Source organism: Gordonia sp. (in: high G+C Gram-positive bacteria) (assembly GCF_047600385.1).
Lineage (GTDB): Bacteria > Actinomycetota > Actinomycetes > Mycobacteriales > Mycobacteriaceae > Gordonia.
This window is the reverse complement of the sequence record NZ_JASGKZ010000001.1, coordinates 3,077,273-3,089,908: the sequence shown is the minus strand read 5'-3', so window position 1 is coordinate 3,089,908 and position 12,636 is coordinate 3,077,273. Positions and strand designations below refer to the sequence as shown.

The following is a 12,636-nucleotide window of genomic DNA, read 5'->3' as shown; positions in this document are numbered from 1 at the left end:
GCTGATCTTCCACGGGGTGAGCGAAGGGCGTCATGGAGACCATCAACACCGCCACCGGGACCATCCGCCCCGGGGCACTGGGTTCGGTGCTGACCCATGAACACGTCTTCGTCCTCAACGAGGACTACCGGCTCAACTTCCTGCCGGACTGGGACGAGGAGGCGCAGGTCGCCGGCGCCGTCGAACGGCTCGATCAGCTCGCCGGACTCGGCATCGACACCCTGGTCGACGTCTCGGTGCCCGGGATGGGCCGCAACGTGGCGCGGGTGCGTCGGGTGGCCGAACAGGTCGATCTCAACATCCTGGTCGCCACCGGGTTCTTCACCTACAACGATCTGCCCCTGCAGCTCCACTACACCGGTCCCGGGCTCGGCTACGACTCCCCCGAGCCGCTGGCCGAGGCGTTCGTCCGCGACCTCACCGAAGGCATCCCGAACTCGGGCGGGGTGCGGGCGGCGGTGCTGGTGTGCGTGATCGAGGCCGAGGGGCTGACGCCGGGCGTGGAGCGGATCATGCGCGCGGTGGGCCAGGCCGGCGCCGCGACCGGCGCCCCCGTCGTCGTGCACACGAACCCGCACACGCGGTCGGGTCTGGTGGCGCAGCGGATCCTCGCCGAGGAGGGCATCGATCTGCGGCGGGTGATGCTGGCCCATTCCGGGGACACCGGCGACCTGGACCATCTCCGGCAGCTCGCCGACGCGGGCTCGATCCTCGGACTGGACCGCTTCGGCGTCGACGTCCTGCTCCCCCACGACACCCGGATGGCCACGCTGCAGGCGCTCCTCGACGCCGGATACGCCGATCGGATCACGCTCTCCCAGAGCGCGTTCTGCTACAGCGACTGGTTCGACCCGGTCAAGCAGCGCCGGGTGGCCCCGAACTGGAACTACCGGCAGATCTCCGAGCGGGTGATCCCCGAACTCCGGCGCGCGGGGGTGTCCGAGCAGGTCGTGGACACGATGATGGTCGACGTCCCCCGTCGTTTCCTCGCCGGCGCCGTCGCCGAACCGGGACTTCCGGCCTCGTTTTCCATCATTTCTGGACTAAGTCCAGAAAACTAGGGCACAATGGGGCCATGACCGAGACCGAACCCGCAGCCCACCCGGCGCGCGACGAGCCCGCGCTCACCGCGGCGATCCGGGGTGCGGGTCTGCGGGTGACCCGGCCGCGGCTGTCGGTCCTGGCCGCCGTGGAGCACCGTCCGCACGCGGTGACCGACACCGTCCTGGCGGCAGTCCGCAGCGAACTGCCCGACGTCTCGCGCCAGGCGGTCTACGACGTCCTGCGGGCCCTCACCGAAGCGGGTCTGCTGCGGCGTATCCAGCCGTCCGGGCACGCCGCGCGCTACGAGACCCGCACCGGCGACAACCACCACCACGTGGTCTGCCGCGAGTGCGGCGAGGTCTGCGACGTCGACTGCGCGGTCGGCGCCGCCCCCTGCCTGACCGCCTCCGAGACGCACGGCTTCCGGATCGACGAGGCCGAGGTCGTCTACTGGGGCCGCTGCCCCGACTGCCTCGCCCGTCACGCCGAGCAGCCGGACGACTGACCCCGTCCACTCCGCCGATCCAGCCCGCCCACCCCACTCAGCCCCTCCCACGTCCAGCCCCATCCCCGCCGACAAGCCCTCGGCGCATCGAAAGGAAACACCGTGTCCGACGACCAGCCCCTCGCCGAAGTAGACGACACGACCGCCGCGAGCGGTTGCCCCATGCACGCCATGAAGCCCCCGGCCGAAGGCGGCGGCAACCGTGACTGGTGGCCCGACCAGCTCAATCTGCATCTCCTCGCCGAGAACCCCGCCGAAGGCGACCCCTACCCCGATCTCGACTACGGCGCGGCCTTCGAGACCGTCGACCTCGACGAGCTCAAGGCCGACCTGCACGCGGTGATGCACGACTCCAAGTCGTGGTGGCCCGCCGACTACGGCAACTACGGCCCGCTGTTCGTCCGGATGTCGTGGCACGCCGCGGGCACCTACCGGATCAGCGACGGCCGCGGCGGTGCGGGCCACGGCATGCAGCGCTTCGCCCCGCTCAACAGCTGGCCCGACAACGCGGGCCTGGACAAGGCGCGGCGGCTGCTGTGGCCGATCAAGCAGAAGTACGGCGCCAAGCTCTCCTGGGCCGACCTGCTGGTCTTCGCCGGCACCTACGCCATGGAGGAGATGGGCATGACCATGTTCGGGTTCGCCGGCGGGCGCACCGACAAGTGGGAGCCCGAGGAGGTGTACTGGGGTCCGGAGACCGAATGGCTCGGCGACAACCGCTACACCGGTGAGCGCGACCTGGAGAACCCGCTGGCCGCGGTCCAGATGGGCCTGATCTACGTGAACCCGGAGGGCCCCAACGGCGAACCCGATCCGCTCAAGGCCGCCGAGGACATCCGGGAGACCTTCGCACGCATGGCGATGAACGACGAGGAGACCGTCGCCCTCATCGCCGGCGGCCACACCTTCGGCAAGACCCACGGCAACGGCGACGCCGCGCTGCTCGGCCCCGAACCCGAGGCCGCGCCGCTGGAGCAGGTGGGTCTGGGCTGGCAGAACCCGACGCGCACCGGCGTCGGCGCCGACGCGATCAGCTCGGGACTGGAGGGCGCCTGGAACAGCACCCCGGTCACCTGGGACAACAACTTCTTCTGGACCCTGTTCGGCTACGAGTGGGAACTCACCACCAGCCCGGCCGGTGCCCAGCAGTGGCGCCCCAAGGACAACGCCGGCGCCACCAGCGTCCCCGATCCGGCCGACCCCGAGAAGAAGCACCAGCCGATGATGCTGACCACCGACCTGGCGCTCCGCTTCGATCCGGCCTACGAGAAGATCTCCCGCCGCTTCCTGGAGAAGCCCAAGGAGTTCGAGGACGCCTACGCGCGCGCCTGGTTCAAGCTGACCCACCGCGACATGGGCCCGGTGTCCCGCTACCGCGGCGCGCTGGCCCCGACCGAGACGCTGATCTGGCAGGACCCGGTCCCGGCCGTGGACCACCCGCTGGTCGACGACGGCGACGTCGCCGAGCTGAAGAAGGAGATCCTGTCCTCCGGGCTCACCGTCTCCCAGCTGATCAAGACCGCGTGGGCGGCGGCCGCATCGTTCCGCGGCAGCGACAAGCGCGGCGGCGCCAACGGCGGACGCCTGCGGCTGGAGCCGCAGCGCAGCTGGGCGGTCAACGAGCCCGCCGAGCTCGGCGCGGTGATCCCGGTCCTGGAGGACATCGTCGAGTCGTACAACAACCCGAAGGGCCGGCTGGCCCACCTGCGGCGCGGCGACAAGAAGATCTCCTTCGCCGACGTGGTGGTGCTCGGCGGCGCGGCCGCGGTGGAGAAGGCCGCGGCGAACGCCGGGTTCGACATCGTCGTCCCGTTCACCCCCGGACGCACCGACGCCGCGCAGGAGGACACCGACATCGAGTCGTTCCACGCGATGGAACCGCGCTGGGACGGTTTCCGGAACTACGTGGCCGACGACGTCGCGGTCCCGGCCGAGGCGCTGCTGATCGACCGCGCGCAGCTGCTGACCCTCACCGCCCCGGAGACGACCGCGCTGATCGGCGGCCTGCGCGTGCTCGGCGCCAACCACGGCGGCACCCGGCACGGCGTGTTCACCGACCTCGAGGACACCCTGTCGACGGACTTCTTCACCAACATCCTCGACATGGACGTGAAGTGGACCGCGGCACCGGACGGCACCTACGTCGGCGCCGACCGCGAGACCGGCGAACAGAAGTGGACCGGCACCCGGGCCGACCTGGTCTTCGCCTCCAACTCCCAGCTGCGCGCCCTGGTCGAGGTCTACGCCTGCGACGATGCGCGCCGCAAGTTCGTCGACGACTTCGTCGCGGCCTGGACCAAGGTGATGGAGGCCGACCGCTTCGAACTGCGCCGCTGAGCGATGCGGTTCCGGCGTCGTCGTTCCCGACGGCCTCCGGCGACCCGGGCCCGGTGATCCCCCTCCGATCCCGGGCCCGGGGCGCCGGGTCCCGGAAGCACGACGCGGAAGGTGAACTGCAGGCGTTCAGGTGAACGGAAAGTGAACGCGCGGGCAACGTAGTTTGACTTCCGCTGTACGGTTGGTTACTAATAGATGGACATCAACCGATCCAAGGAGGAGGACGCATGCCGAATCGCACCAGTCCCGATCTCATGACCAAGAATGCGCGGCTACTCGCGCCGCGTGAACGCCCGGTTCCATCTCAGCGCCCGTGACCGCCTGCACCTGCAGGTCGCACACACGCCGGTCGCCGTCCTCGGCGCTCCGCGCCGCCGCGGCTGACGGTCACCGAGACGTCACGGAAGAAGGCCCCGACCTCAGGTCGGGGCCTTCGACGTCTCCGGCGGCTCGGCGTCTCCTCGGCCCGCGGGGACGCTCCGGGCGGCCGCGGGGCAGAGATACGGGGTCAGACACGTCGCGACGATGTGAAATGCCACGCACCGCAGCGGCACTCGTAGCAGCGCAGGGTCGGCGACTGCCGCGACGAACGACTCACCGCGAGGATCGCCCCGGTCACCGCGGCGAGGGTCGGGTAGGCGATCTTCTCCGGCGTCGGACACGTCGGCGGCTCGTACCGCACCGCCTTCTCCCGGCGTCTCCGCGGCCGCCCGCGCTCGGCCGACCGCGCCTCGATCATCCGGTAGTAGGCCTCGAGTTCGTCGTCGTCGAAGCCCGAAGTCATCGGTCCGCGTATCCGGCCGGTTCGTCGTACCCCGGGTCGTCGTATCGGGGCACCACGCGATACACCCTGAGATCCTTCGGGACGCCCTTGGCCTTGAAACGCTTGTGCTTCACCGTGTAGCCCTCGGGCCCGGCCAGGTCCAGCGTGGGTCCGCTGACGTACACCTCGCCGGCCTTCGCCGCGGCGCAGACGCGCGCGGCGATGTTCACGTCCACCCCCAGGAAGTCGTCGCCGACGGCGCGCGGCGCACCGGTGTGCACCCCCGCCCGCAGCGCCGGACGATACGAGTCGATCCGGATCGCGCTGACCGCTCCCGCCGCCTCGTGCGCGGCGGCGATCGCTTCGGCGCCGTCGGCGAAGACCGCCATCATGCCGTCGCCGAGGGTCTTGACGACCTGGCCTCCGCGGTCGGTGATCACGCGCTCGCACGCATCGTTGACCGCGTTCATCAACTCCAGCACGCGGTCGTCGCCGACCCGCAGCGCCCACCGGGAGAAGTCGACGAGATCGGTGAACAGGATCGTCACCGGAGTCGGCTCCGACGGGTCGGGCGTCTTCCGGCCGAGCAGCGACCGCCACACCGAGACCGAGGCGAGCCCGAGTTCGCGGACCGCACTCGGGCGTTCGGCGTTCACGTCCTCGATCGCCCGGGCGAGCCGGTCCAGCGTCGTCGACCGCCCGGTGACCGGTTCGGCGGGGGTCAGCCGCCGCGCGAACTGCGCGGCCCGCACCATCGGTCCGCTCGGCATCGGTCCGGGCCAGCAGCGCGCCCGCCCGCTGCAGCGGATTCGCCGAGGCGCCGGGCTCCGGGAGCACGACGGACTGCCGGATCTCGTGATCATCGTCTCCCGATGCAGTCTTCACAAGAGTGCAGTCTAGGCCAGCCCGCAGACAGGACGGGGCAGGCCGGGCAGGACGGTCGACCCCTGCTCAGCGCACAGCGGGCCGCGCATTCCTCCGGTCAGCGCGGTCGGCCCGGACGCTGGAGTACATCGCCGCCCCGATGAAGGCGATGCCGACCAGACCGGTCACCACCTCGTTCACCTCGTACCGGAGGCTCACGAGCAGGATCACCGCCAGCGTGCCGATCGCCCAGTGGGCGCCGTTGGCGAGATAGCGGTAGTGCGCGAGCGCCTCCGTCCGCACCAGGTAGACGGTGATCGAGCGCACGAACATCGCGCCGATGAAGCCGAGTCCGAGGGCGATGACGATCGGATCGGAGGTGAGGGCGAACGCCCCGATCACGCCGTCGAACGAGAACGACGCGTCGAGCATCTCCAGGTAGAGGAACAGGAAGAACGCCGCCCGGCCGGCGACCGGCACCGGCCGGGATCCCGCGCCCGGCGGCGTTGCGGCCGCATCGTCGTCGGCCGTCGGGGTCGACGGCCCCGTGACGCCGAACAGGGTGGTCAGCCCCTGGATCGCCAGGTACAGCAGCAGTCCCACGATGCCGGCGACGAGCACCGCGGCGCGCCGGTCGTCGTCGACCGCGGCCGCCCCGCCGAGCAGGGCGACCAGGGCGACGATCACCGCGGCGTGCTTCATCCGGCCGATCCGGGCCAGCCGTGATTCGACGAACCGGCCCCAGAGGGGCCGCTCGTCGTCGAACAGGTAGTCCAGGAACACCATCAGCAGGAACACGCCGCCCAGTGCGGCGATCTGCGGGTGCGCCGCGGTGAGGATCGTCGCGTAACCGGGGTTCTGGGCCGTCTCGTGCGCGGGCGGGTGCAGGGCCAGGTCGAGGGCGGCCCCGGGCGCCAGGCCCGCGGTGGCCCACACGATGAGCAGCGGGAACAGCACGCGCATGCCGAAGACCGCGATCAGCACGCCGACGGTGAGGAACATCCGCTGCCAGAACGGGTGCATCCGTTCCAGGATCGTCGCGTTCATCACCGCGTTGTCGAAGGAGAGGGAGACCTCCAGGATCCCGAGGAGGGCGCAGAGGATCAGTGCGCTCGCACCGTCGTAGAGGTAGGCGGCGGCGAGCGCGGCGAGGGTGCTGACCAGCGACGGCGCGAAGACCCGGAGCGCCGTCACCGGAGGCGTTCGGCTTCCCTGGCGAGCGCGACCAACTCGTCGGCCATCGCGGCCAGGTCGTCGCGGTCCTCGCCCTCGGCGAGCGCGGTCCGCAGGTCCTCGGCGGCGCAGCGCAACGCGAACATCCGGTCGCCGAACCCCGACACCTCGTCCGGCGAGAGGATCAGCGCATCGGCGGGAATGGCGGTGCCCTCGGTGAGCGTTCGCTGTTCGTACGCGCGCTGCCGGCACGACCGTTTGCAGTATTTACGACGGCGACCGCGGTCGGAGTCGACCATCTCGCGGCCGCACCAGGCGCATGAAGAGGAACGCTGACGGGCAGGCGATTCGGACACGAGGAGACGGTACCCCGTCGGACGTTCCTTCGGGTCGGCGGCGCACGGGTGCCTCGCGGCCGCCGGACGCGTAGGATGGTTCTGTTGACCTGAAGTGAGAGGAACAAAGCTACATGGCTGATCGAGTACTCCGTGGAAGCCGCATGGGTGCGGTGAGCTACGAGACCGACCGCGATCACGACCTCGCACCCCGCCGGATCGTGCAGTACCGCACCGACAACGGCGAGATCTTCGACATCCCGTTCGCCGACGACGCCGAGGTCCCCTCGAAGTGGCCGTGCAAGAACGGTATGGAGGGCACCATCCTGGAGGGCGCCGAGCCCGACGAGAAGAAGGTCAAGCCGCCGCGCACCCACTGGGACATGCTGCTCGAGCGCCGCTCCGAGGAGGAGCTCGAGGTACTGCTCAAGGAGCGCATGGATCTGCTGCAGAAGCGTCGTCGCACCGGCTCCGCCTGAATCCACGCACCGCGCAGAGGAGCCCCGGACCCGATCGGATCCGGGGCTCCTCTGTCGTCGTACCGGGCTGTCGTCGTACCGGCCGAGGCGCGGGTGGCCTCCTGCTACTTCCGGCGGAGACGCGCGGTGCGGCCCTGCCAGCCCCAGCGGGCCACGTTGAGGAACGACTCGGCGATCACGCCGCCGTCCATCTTCGACTCGCCCACCTCGCGTTCGGTGAACGTGATGGGCACCTCGGCGACGGTGAACCCGTTCTGCAGGGTGCGCCAGGCGAGGTCGATCTGGAAGCAGTAGCCGGCCGACTCGACGTCGTCGAGTCCGATGGCCCGCAGCACCGGCGCGCGGTAGGCGCGGTAGCCGGCGGTGATGTCGCGGATCCTGCTGCCCAGCGCCAGCCGCGCATAGGTGTTGGCGCCCTTGGACAGGAACTCGCGGCGCTTGGGCCAGTTCACCAGCTGCCCGCCGGGCACGTAACGCGATCCGATCACCAGGTCGGCGCCGTCGTTGACGCCCTCCAGCAGGCGGTGCAGCTGCTCGGGCGCGTGGCTGCCGTCGGCGTCCATCTCGATGATCACCGGATAGTCGCGGTCCAGGCCCCAGGCGAATCCGGCGAGGTACGCCTTGCCCAGGCCGTCCTTCACGGTGCGGTGCATCACGTGGATGCGCCCGGCGTCGTCGTTCGCGGCCAGCTCGTCGGCGACGTCGCCGGTGCCGTCCGGGCTCGAGTCGTCGACCACCAGCACGTGGACGTCCGGCAACGATTCCAGCAGGCGTGCGACGATGACCGGAAGATTCTCCCGCTCGTTGAACGTCGGAATCACGACCAGTCCGCCCGCGCCCTGCGGACCGACGACCTGGTCGGCCCCCTGGCGACTATCCGTCATGCTTCGACCCCTCGTCTGTTGTCTTCCGAGTCTGTTCCCGTTCGGCGTCCGCCGAACGTATCGAACCTAGTATGTCGGAGCAGCGCGAACAAAAATCCGCCGAGCACCGCGCGACCGTCGAGCAGGGCCTGGGGCCACCCTCCCAGGGTCACCGGCGGGGTGTGCCCGGTGCGCAGCGGCAGATCTGCGGTGAGCATCGCCGGATCGAAGATCTCGCTGTTGCTGACCACCTGCCCGTCCGGCGTGATCAGCGCGCTGACACCGCTGGTCGCGACGACGGCGACACTGCGCCCGGTCTCCACCGCCCGCACCTGCGACATCGCGAGCTGCTGGTAGGTCATGTCCGTGTCGCCGAACGTGGCATTGTTGGTCGGGACGAAGAGCAGCCGGGCGCCGTCGCGGACCGCCTGGCGGGGGAACGATCGAAGGCGACCTCCCAGCACGTCGAGACGCCGAGCGGCAGGGTGCCGTCGGATGGTGCGGACCGGCACCACCGACGGCCCCGCTGCCGGGCCGGAAGTTCCCGGCGCGCTCGGCGTAGGAGGAGAACAGCGAGAAGAAGCTCCGCCACGGCAGATACTCGCCGAACGGCTGGATGATGTGCTTGTCGTAGCGCGCCGAGGGTTCGAGTGCGGCGTCGCCGTTCTCGGTCTCCCACACCAGAACCGTGTTGGTCGGGCCGGTCTCGGCGTCCGAGGCGGCGTCGGTGAACGGGTCCGGGCTGAGCAGGTGCCGAAGACCATCGGGACCCCGATGGCGTCGACCGCGGCCCGGACCACCTGGGTCGCATTGGGATTGTCGATCGGCGAGATGTCCGAGGCGTTCTCCGGCCACAGCACCACCTGCGGTTTCCGGTCGTTCGCCCAGATCGACGTCCTCGGCCAGCCGGAGGGTCTCCCGGAAGTGGTTGTCGAGCACCGCGCGGCGCTGGGCGTTGAAGTCGAGTCCGAGGCGCGGCACATTGCCCTGCACCGCCGCCGACCGAGACGGTCGGGCCGCCGTCCGGTCGGCGGTGCGCCGTCGCGAGAGCCAGATCCGGCCAGCGCCGAAGGGCACCGCGGCGAAGGCTGCCGCGGCCAGCCAGCGCCGCGATCCGCGAGGGGGTCCTCTCCCCGGTGCCCGCGGGTGACCAGCCCGAGCACCAGGCGGCGGCCCGGCGCCGCAGCGCCAGCACGAACCCGAGGCCGGGCACGCCGATCCAGCGCGCGATCGGCAGGAAGAACCCCTCGGTCTGGCTGAACGCGGCCGCACCCCACGGGAAACCGCCGAACGGGAACGACGACCGCAGCCATTCGATCGCCATCCAGCACAGCGCGAACCACAGCGGTGCGCCGGGAGCCGCATCGTGACCGTCGCCATCGCCCCGAACAGCGCGAGATAGCCCGCCAGCACCACCGACAGCGCGATCCACGGCAGTGCGCCGACGAACTCGCCGATCCACGGCAGCAGCGGCACGAAGAACCCGAGCCCGAACACGAACCCGGTGAGCGCCCCGGCCCGGGCCCGCGGCCGGCCCGGCCGCAGACAGGCGTACAGGATGCCCAGCGAGAGCGGTGTCAGCAGCCACATCCCGATCGGCGGGAACGCCAGATACATCAGCAGTCCGGCGAACGCGGCGGCGGCGAGTCGTGCGGCGGTCCGCGGCATCGTGACCGGTCCCAGACGCACCCGGTCTTCGGTCCCCGTGCTCGGGGCCTCCGGTTGCGGGGTCTCCGATCCCGGCGTCTCGGGCCCGGGAGTCTCCGATCCAGGCGCTTCCGGTCCCGGGGTCACCGCGGATCTCGCGAGTAGATCACGTCGCCGGCCACCGCGGTCAGCACGCACTGCGGCAGGTGGACGCCGGGCGTCACGTCGGGCAGGGCGGGGACCCGCGACCGCGGATCGGTGGACCAGCGCTGCACCCCGGCATGCGACGGGGCGACGACGAGGTCCTCCACGTCCCAGACCGCGTAGTGCGCGGGTGCGCCGGGGACCAGGGTTCCGGTGAGTCCGTCGTTGACGCCCCCGGCGCGCCAGCCGCCGCGGGTGGCCGCGGCGAACGCCGCGCGCGGCGAGATCGCGCTGGTCGGACGGTGATGGTGCGCCGCCGCCCGCACCGTCGCCCAGGGATCGATCGGGCAGACCGGGGCGTCGCTGGAGAACGCCAACGCGACACCGGCCTTGGAGAGTCCGGCGAAGTCGTTCAGGGTCGCGGCGCGGTCGCCGAGGCGCTGCGCGTAGAGCCGGTCGGGCCCGCCCCAGGCGGCGTCGAACAGCGGCTGCATGCTGGCGACGAAACCGCAGCGGGCGAAGAGCTCGGCCTGCTCGGGAGTGACCATCTCGGCGTGTTCGAGGCGGTGTGCGCAGCGGGCCAGCGCCGGGGTGCCGAGTTCGTCGGCGAGCTCGGCGACGGCCTCGGCGACCAGCGCGGCCGCGGCGTCGCCGATCACGTGGAAACCGGCCTGGATCCCGGCCTCGGTGGTGGCCCGCAGGTGGTCGCGGATCCGGTCGTAGTCGAGGTAGGCGACGCCGCGGGTGTCCGGGCGGTCGGTGTACGACTCGCTCAGCAGCGCGGTGTGCGAGCCGAGGGCGCCGTCGACGAACAGGTCGCCGCCGATCGCGTCGGCCCCGGTCTCGGCGACCACCGCGCGGGCCTCGTCGGCGCTGGACACGCACTGGCCCCAGTAGCGGCGCACCCGCACCGGATGGTCCAGGTCGGCCAGGGACCGGAAGTCGTCGAGACCGCTGATCTCCGGGCCGCCGTTCTCGTGCACGGCCACCACGCCGTGTGCGGCGGCGTGGTCGAGGGCGCGCAGTTGCGCACGCCGACGCTGGTCCGGGGTGAGGAGGGCGCGGGCGTGGGCGCGGACCAGGTGGTGCGCTTCGGCGAACAGCGGCGCCTGGTCGTCGTACCCCGGTGCCTCGCTGAGGCCGGGCACCCGTGCGCGCAGTGCGCTGGACGCGGCGGCGGAGTGCTCGTCGATCCGGGCCAGGTAGACCGGGCGGTCGCCGGCGACGGCGTCCAGGTCGGCCGTCGAGGGCGGCCGGTCTTCGCCGGGACCGGCGTCGACCCAGGCCGAGGCGTCCCAGCCCATCCCCCAGACCACTTCGTCGGCAGCCCCGCTCCCCGAGCCCTCGGCCCCGCTTCCTGAGCCCTCCGTTCCGCTCCCTGAGCCCGTCGAAGGGTGCGCCGCCAGGTACGCACCCAGCTCACGCAGGCACTCGGTGCGGCCGGCGGCGCGGGAGAGGTCCAGGCCGTCGAGCGCGAGACCGGTGTCGGTGAGGTGGACGTGCGAGTCGACGAAGGCGGGGCTGACGAACCGGCCCTGCAGGTCGACGATCTCCGCGTCGGGGTGCAGGGCGCGTCCGACGTCGTCGGATCCGACCCAGACGACGAGGCCGTCGGTGACGGCGAACGCCGTGGCGTCCGGAACCGCCGGAGAGGAGTAAACGAGGCCGCCGAGGAGGAGCTGCGTGGTCACGCGGTCCAGTGTCTCAGAACGGCGACGGACCCCGCCGTCGGGCGGGGTCCGTCATGTCGGGGGTCGTCGTGATGCGCGTCAGCGCTGGGGAGCGGCGGGCTCGTCGGCCGCCCCGCCGTCGATCACGGTGCCGTCGATCACCGGCGGAAGCGCGGGCCGGTCGACGTGGATGGTGCCGTCCGGGTTGCGGACCGTCGTCTCGACGATCACGCTGCCCTCGGCCTTCTCCTCGCGCACCACGGTGCCGTCGACGTAGCCGTTCGGCGCCATGCCGATCACGGAGACGCGGTCGGCCAGGGACTGCACCTTCCGGGTGGCCGCGGCGGTGACCACGGGTTCCATCCTGCGGCGGACCGGCCGCGACAGCAGTGCCAGACCCACCACGGTGCCGACCACGCCGGGCAGGATCGTCAGGATCGACGCGCCGGCGAACAGGGCCGAGTCGGTGAACGCCTGACCGGGTGTCGACCGGTCGGGCCCCATGCTGCGGGCGCCGGCGACGATCTCGCGGGCCCGGTTGCCGAGGACGGCGACTCCGACGGCCATGGCGGCGACGGTGAGGAGGATCGCCCAGCCCCAGCCGAAGAAGTGCGCCATCGCCCAGAAGGCGGCGATCTCCACCGCGACGTATCCGACGAACACCCAGCGCTTCATGTTCCGACCTTCCCACGCGTGTGGCGTGTGTGCGACTTGCCTATCGGTATAACGCACGCATGTCCGGTCCGGTTCCCGAATGCGCCGTGGCGGCGGCCACTCGCCTCCCCTCGGTCCCCCGCATACCAGGATCGGGG

General features: G+C 71.3%; 12 protein-coding genes and 1 pseudogene. 4 read left to right on the top strand and 9 right to left on the bottom strand.

From position 1 onward, the window contains the following. Window positions 1-32: 32 nt before the first annotated feature. The 3 genes from QM809_RS13880 to katG all read left to right on the top strand — a co-directional run bounded on the left by QM809_RS13880 (window position 33) and on the right by katG (window position 3,886). Complete coding sequence (locus QM809_RS13880) at window positions 33-1,061, top strand: phosphotriesterase (protein WP_415046329.1); 1,029 nt, start codon at window positions 33-35, stop codon at window positions 1,059-1,061. 14 nt (window positions 1,062-1,075) lie between these two features. After that, window positions 1,076-1,549, top strand: coding sequence for a Fur family transcriptional regulator (locus QM809_RS13875; RefSeq protein WP_415046328.1), 474 nt, complete (start codon window positions 1,076-1,078; stop codon window positions 1,547-1,549). Between the two features lie 102 nt (window positions 1,550-1,651). Further along, window positions 1,652-3,886 carry a catalase/peroxidase HPI gene (gene katG, locus QM809_RS13870; RefSeq protein ID WP_415046327.1) on the top strand — a complete coding sequence of 745 codons (2,235 nt, stop codon included), beginning with the start codon at window positions 1,652-1,654 and terminating at the stop codon, window positions 3,884-3,886. Window positions 3,887-4,394: 508 nt separating this feature from the next. On the opposite strand, the gene QM809_RS13865 is transcribed toward katG, so the two are convergent. From QM809_RS13865 to QM809_RS13850, 4 genes are all read right to left on the bottom strand, one after another. Then, complete coding sequence (locus QM809_RS13865) at window positions 4,395-4,670, bottom strand: hypothetical protein (RefSeq protein ID WP_415046326.1); 276 nt, start codon at window positions 4,668-4,670, stop codon at window positions 4,395-4,397. Next, entirely contained in the window at window positions 4,667-5,419 is a 753-nt protein-coding gene (locus QM809_RS13860) for an adenylate/guanylate cyclase domain-containing protein (protein WP_415046325.1), read from the bottom strand. The genes QM809_RS13865 and QM809_RS13860 overlap by 4 nt, the downstream gene beginning before the upstream one ends. 181 nt (window positions 5,420-5,600) lie before the next feature. Beyond that, window positions 5,601-6,707 (bottom strand): DUF475 domain-containing protein, encoded by a 1,107-nt coding sequence (locus QM809_RS13855; RefSeq protein WP_415046324.1) that lies wholly within the window; start codon window positions 6,705-6,707, stop codon window positions 5,601-5,603. Next, window positions 6,704-6,985, bottom strand: coding sequence for a hypothetical protein (locus tag QM809_RS13850; protein ID WP_415047096.1), 282 nt, complete (start codon window positions 6,983-6,985; stop codon window positions 6,704-6,706). Before QM809_RS13850 ends, QM809_RS13855 begins: the two co-directional genes overlap by 4 nt. 170 nt (window positions 6,986-7,155) lie before the next feature. Between QM809_RS13850 and QM809_RS13845 the strand changes: the two genes are divergently transcribed. Further along, the gene (locus QM809_RS13845) at window positions 7,156-7,500 is read left to right on the top strand and encodes an RNA polymerase-binding protein RbpA (RefSeq protein ID WP_415046323.1); all 345 of its coding nucleotides are present in this window, start codon (window positions 7,156-7,158) and stop codon (window positions 7,498-7,500) included. A gap of 104 nt (window positions 7,501-7,604) precedes the next feature. Here the strand turns inward: QM809_RS13845 and QM809_RS13840 are convergent, their stop codons facing one another. From QM809_RS13840 to QM809_RS13820, 5 genes and pseudogenes are all read right to left on the bottom strand, one after another. Then, complete coding sequence (locus QM809_RS13840; protein WP_415046322.1) at window positions 7,605-8,384, bottom strand: polyprenol monophosphomannose synthase; 780 nt, start codon at window positions 8,382-8,384, stop codon at window positions 7,605-7,607. Further along, complete coding sequence (locus QM809_RS13835; protein WP_415046321.1) at window positions 8,381-8,827, bottom strand: nitrilase-related carbon-nitrogen hydrolase; 447 nt, start codon at window positions 8,825-8,827, stop codon at window positions 8,381-8,383. The genes QM809_RS13840 and QM809_RS13835 overlap by 4 nt, the downstream gene beginning before the upstream one ends. After that, window positions 8,722-9,953 (bottom strand): annotated as a pseudogene (locus QM809_RS13830) (hypothetical protein). Before QM809_RS13830 ends, QM809_RS13835 begins: the two are co-directional and overlap by 106 nt. A 200-nt stretch (window positions 9,954-10,153) precedes the next feature. Then, the gene (locus QM809_RS13825; protein WP_415046320.1) at window positions 10,154-11,845 is read right to left on the bottom strand and encodes an amidohydrolase; all 1,692 of its coding nucleotides are present in this window, start codon (window positions 11,843-11,845) and stop codon (window positions 10,154-10,156) included. A 78-nt stretch (window positions 11,846-11,923) separates the two neighbouring features. Beyond that, on the bottom strand, window positions 11,924-12,499 hold the full coding sequence (locus QM809_RS13820; RefSeq protein WP_415046319.1) for an FxsA family protein: 576 nt from the start codon (window positions 12,497-12,499) through the stop codon (window positions 11,924-11,926). Window positions 12,500-12,636: the final 137 nt, after the last annotated feature.

Excerpts from the sequence above, each read along its gene's own strand:
- QM809_RS13880 (WP_415046329.1), top strand. The coding sequence starts at position 33 with ATGGAGACCATCAACACCGCCACCGGGACCATCCGCCCCGGGGCACTG.
- QM809_RS13875 (WP_415046328.1), top strand. The coding sequence starts at position 1,076 with ATGACCGAGACCGAACCCGCAGCCCACCCGGCGCGCGACGAGCCCGCG.
- QM809_RS13865 (WP_415046326.1), bottom strand. The coding sequence starts at position 4,670 with ATGACTTCGGGCTTCGACGACGACGAACTCGAGGCCTACTACCGGATG.
- QM809_RS13860 (WP_415046325.1), bottom strand. The coding sequence starts at position 5,419 with ATGCCGAGCGGACCGATGGTGCGGGCCGCGCAGTTCGCGCGGCGGCTG.
- QM809_RS13850 (WP_415047096.1), bottom strand. The coding sequence starts at position 6,985 with ATGGTCGACTCCGACCGCGGTCGCCGTCGTAAATACTGCAAACGGTCG.
- QM809_RS13845 (WP_415046323.1), top strand. The coding sequence starts at position 7,156 with ATGGCTGATCGAGTACTCCGTGGAAGCCGCATGGGTGCGGTGAGCTAC.
- QM809_RS13840 (WP_415046322.1), bottom strand. The coding sequence starts at position 8,384 with ATGACGGATAGTCGCCAGGGGGCCGACCAGGTCGTCGGTCCGCAGGGC.
- QM809_RS13820 (WP_415046319.1), bottom strand. The coding sequence starts at position 12,499 with ATGAAGCGCTGGGTGTTCGTCGGATACGTCGCGGTGGAGATCGCCGCC.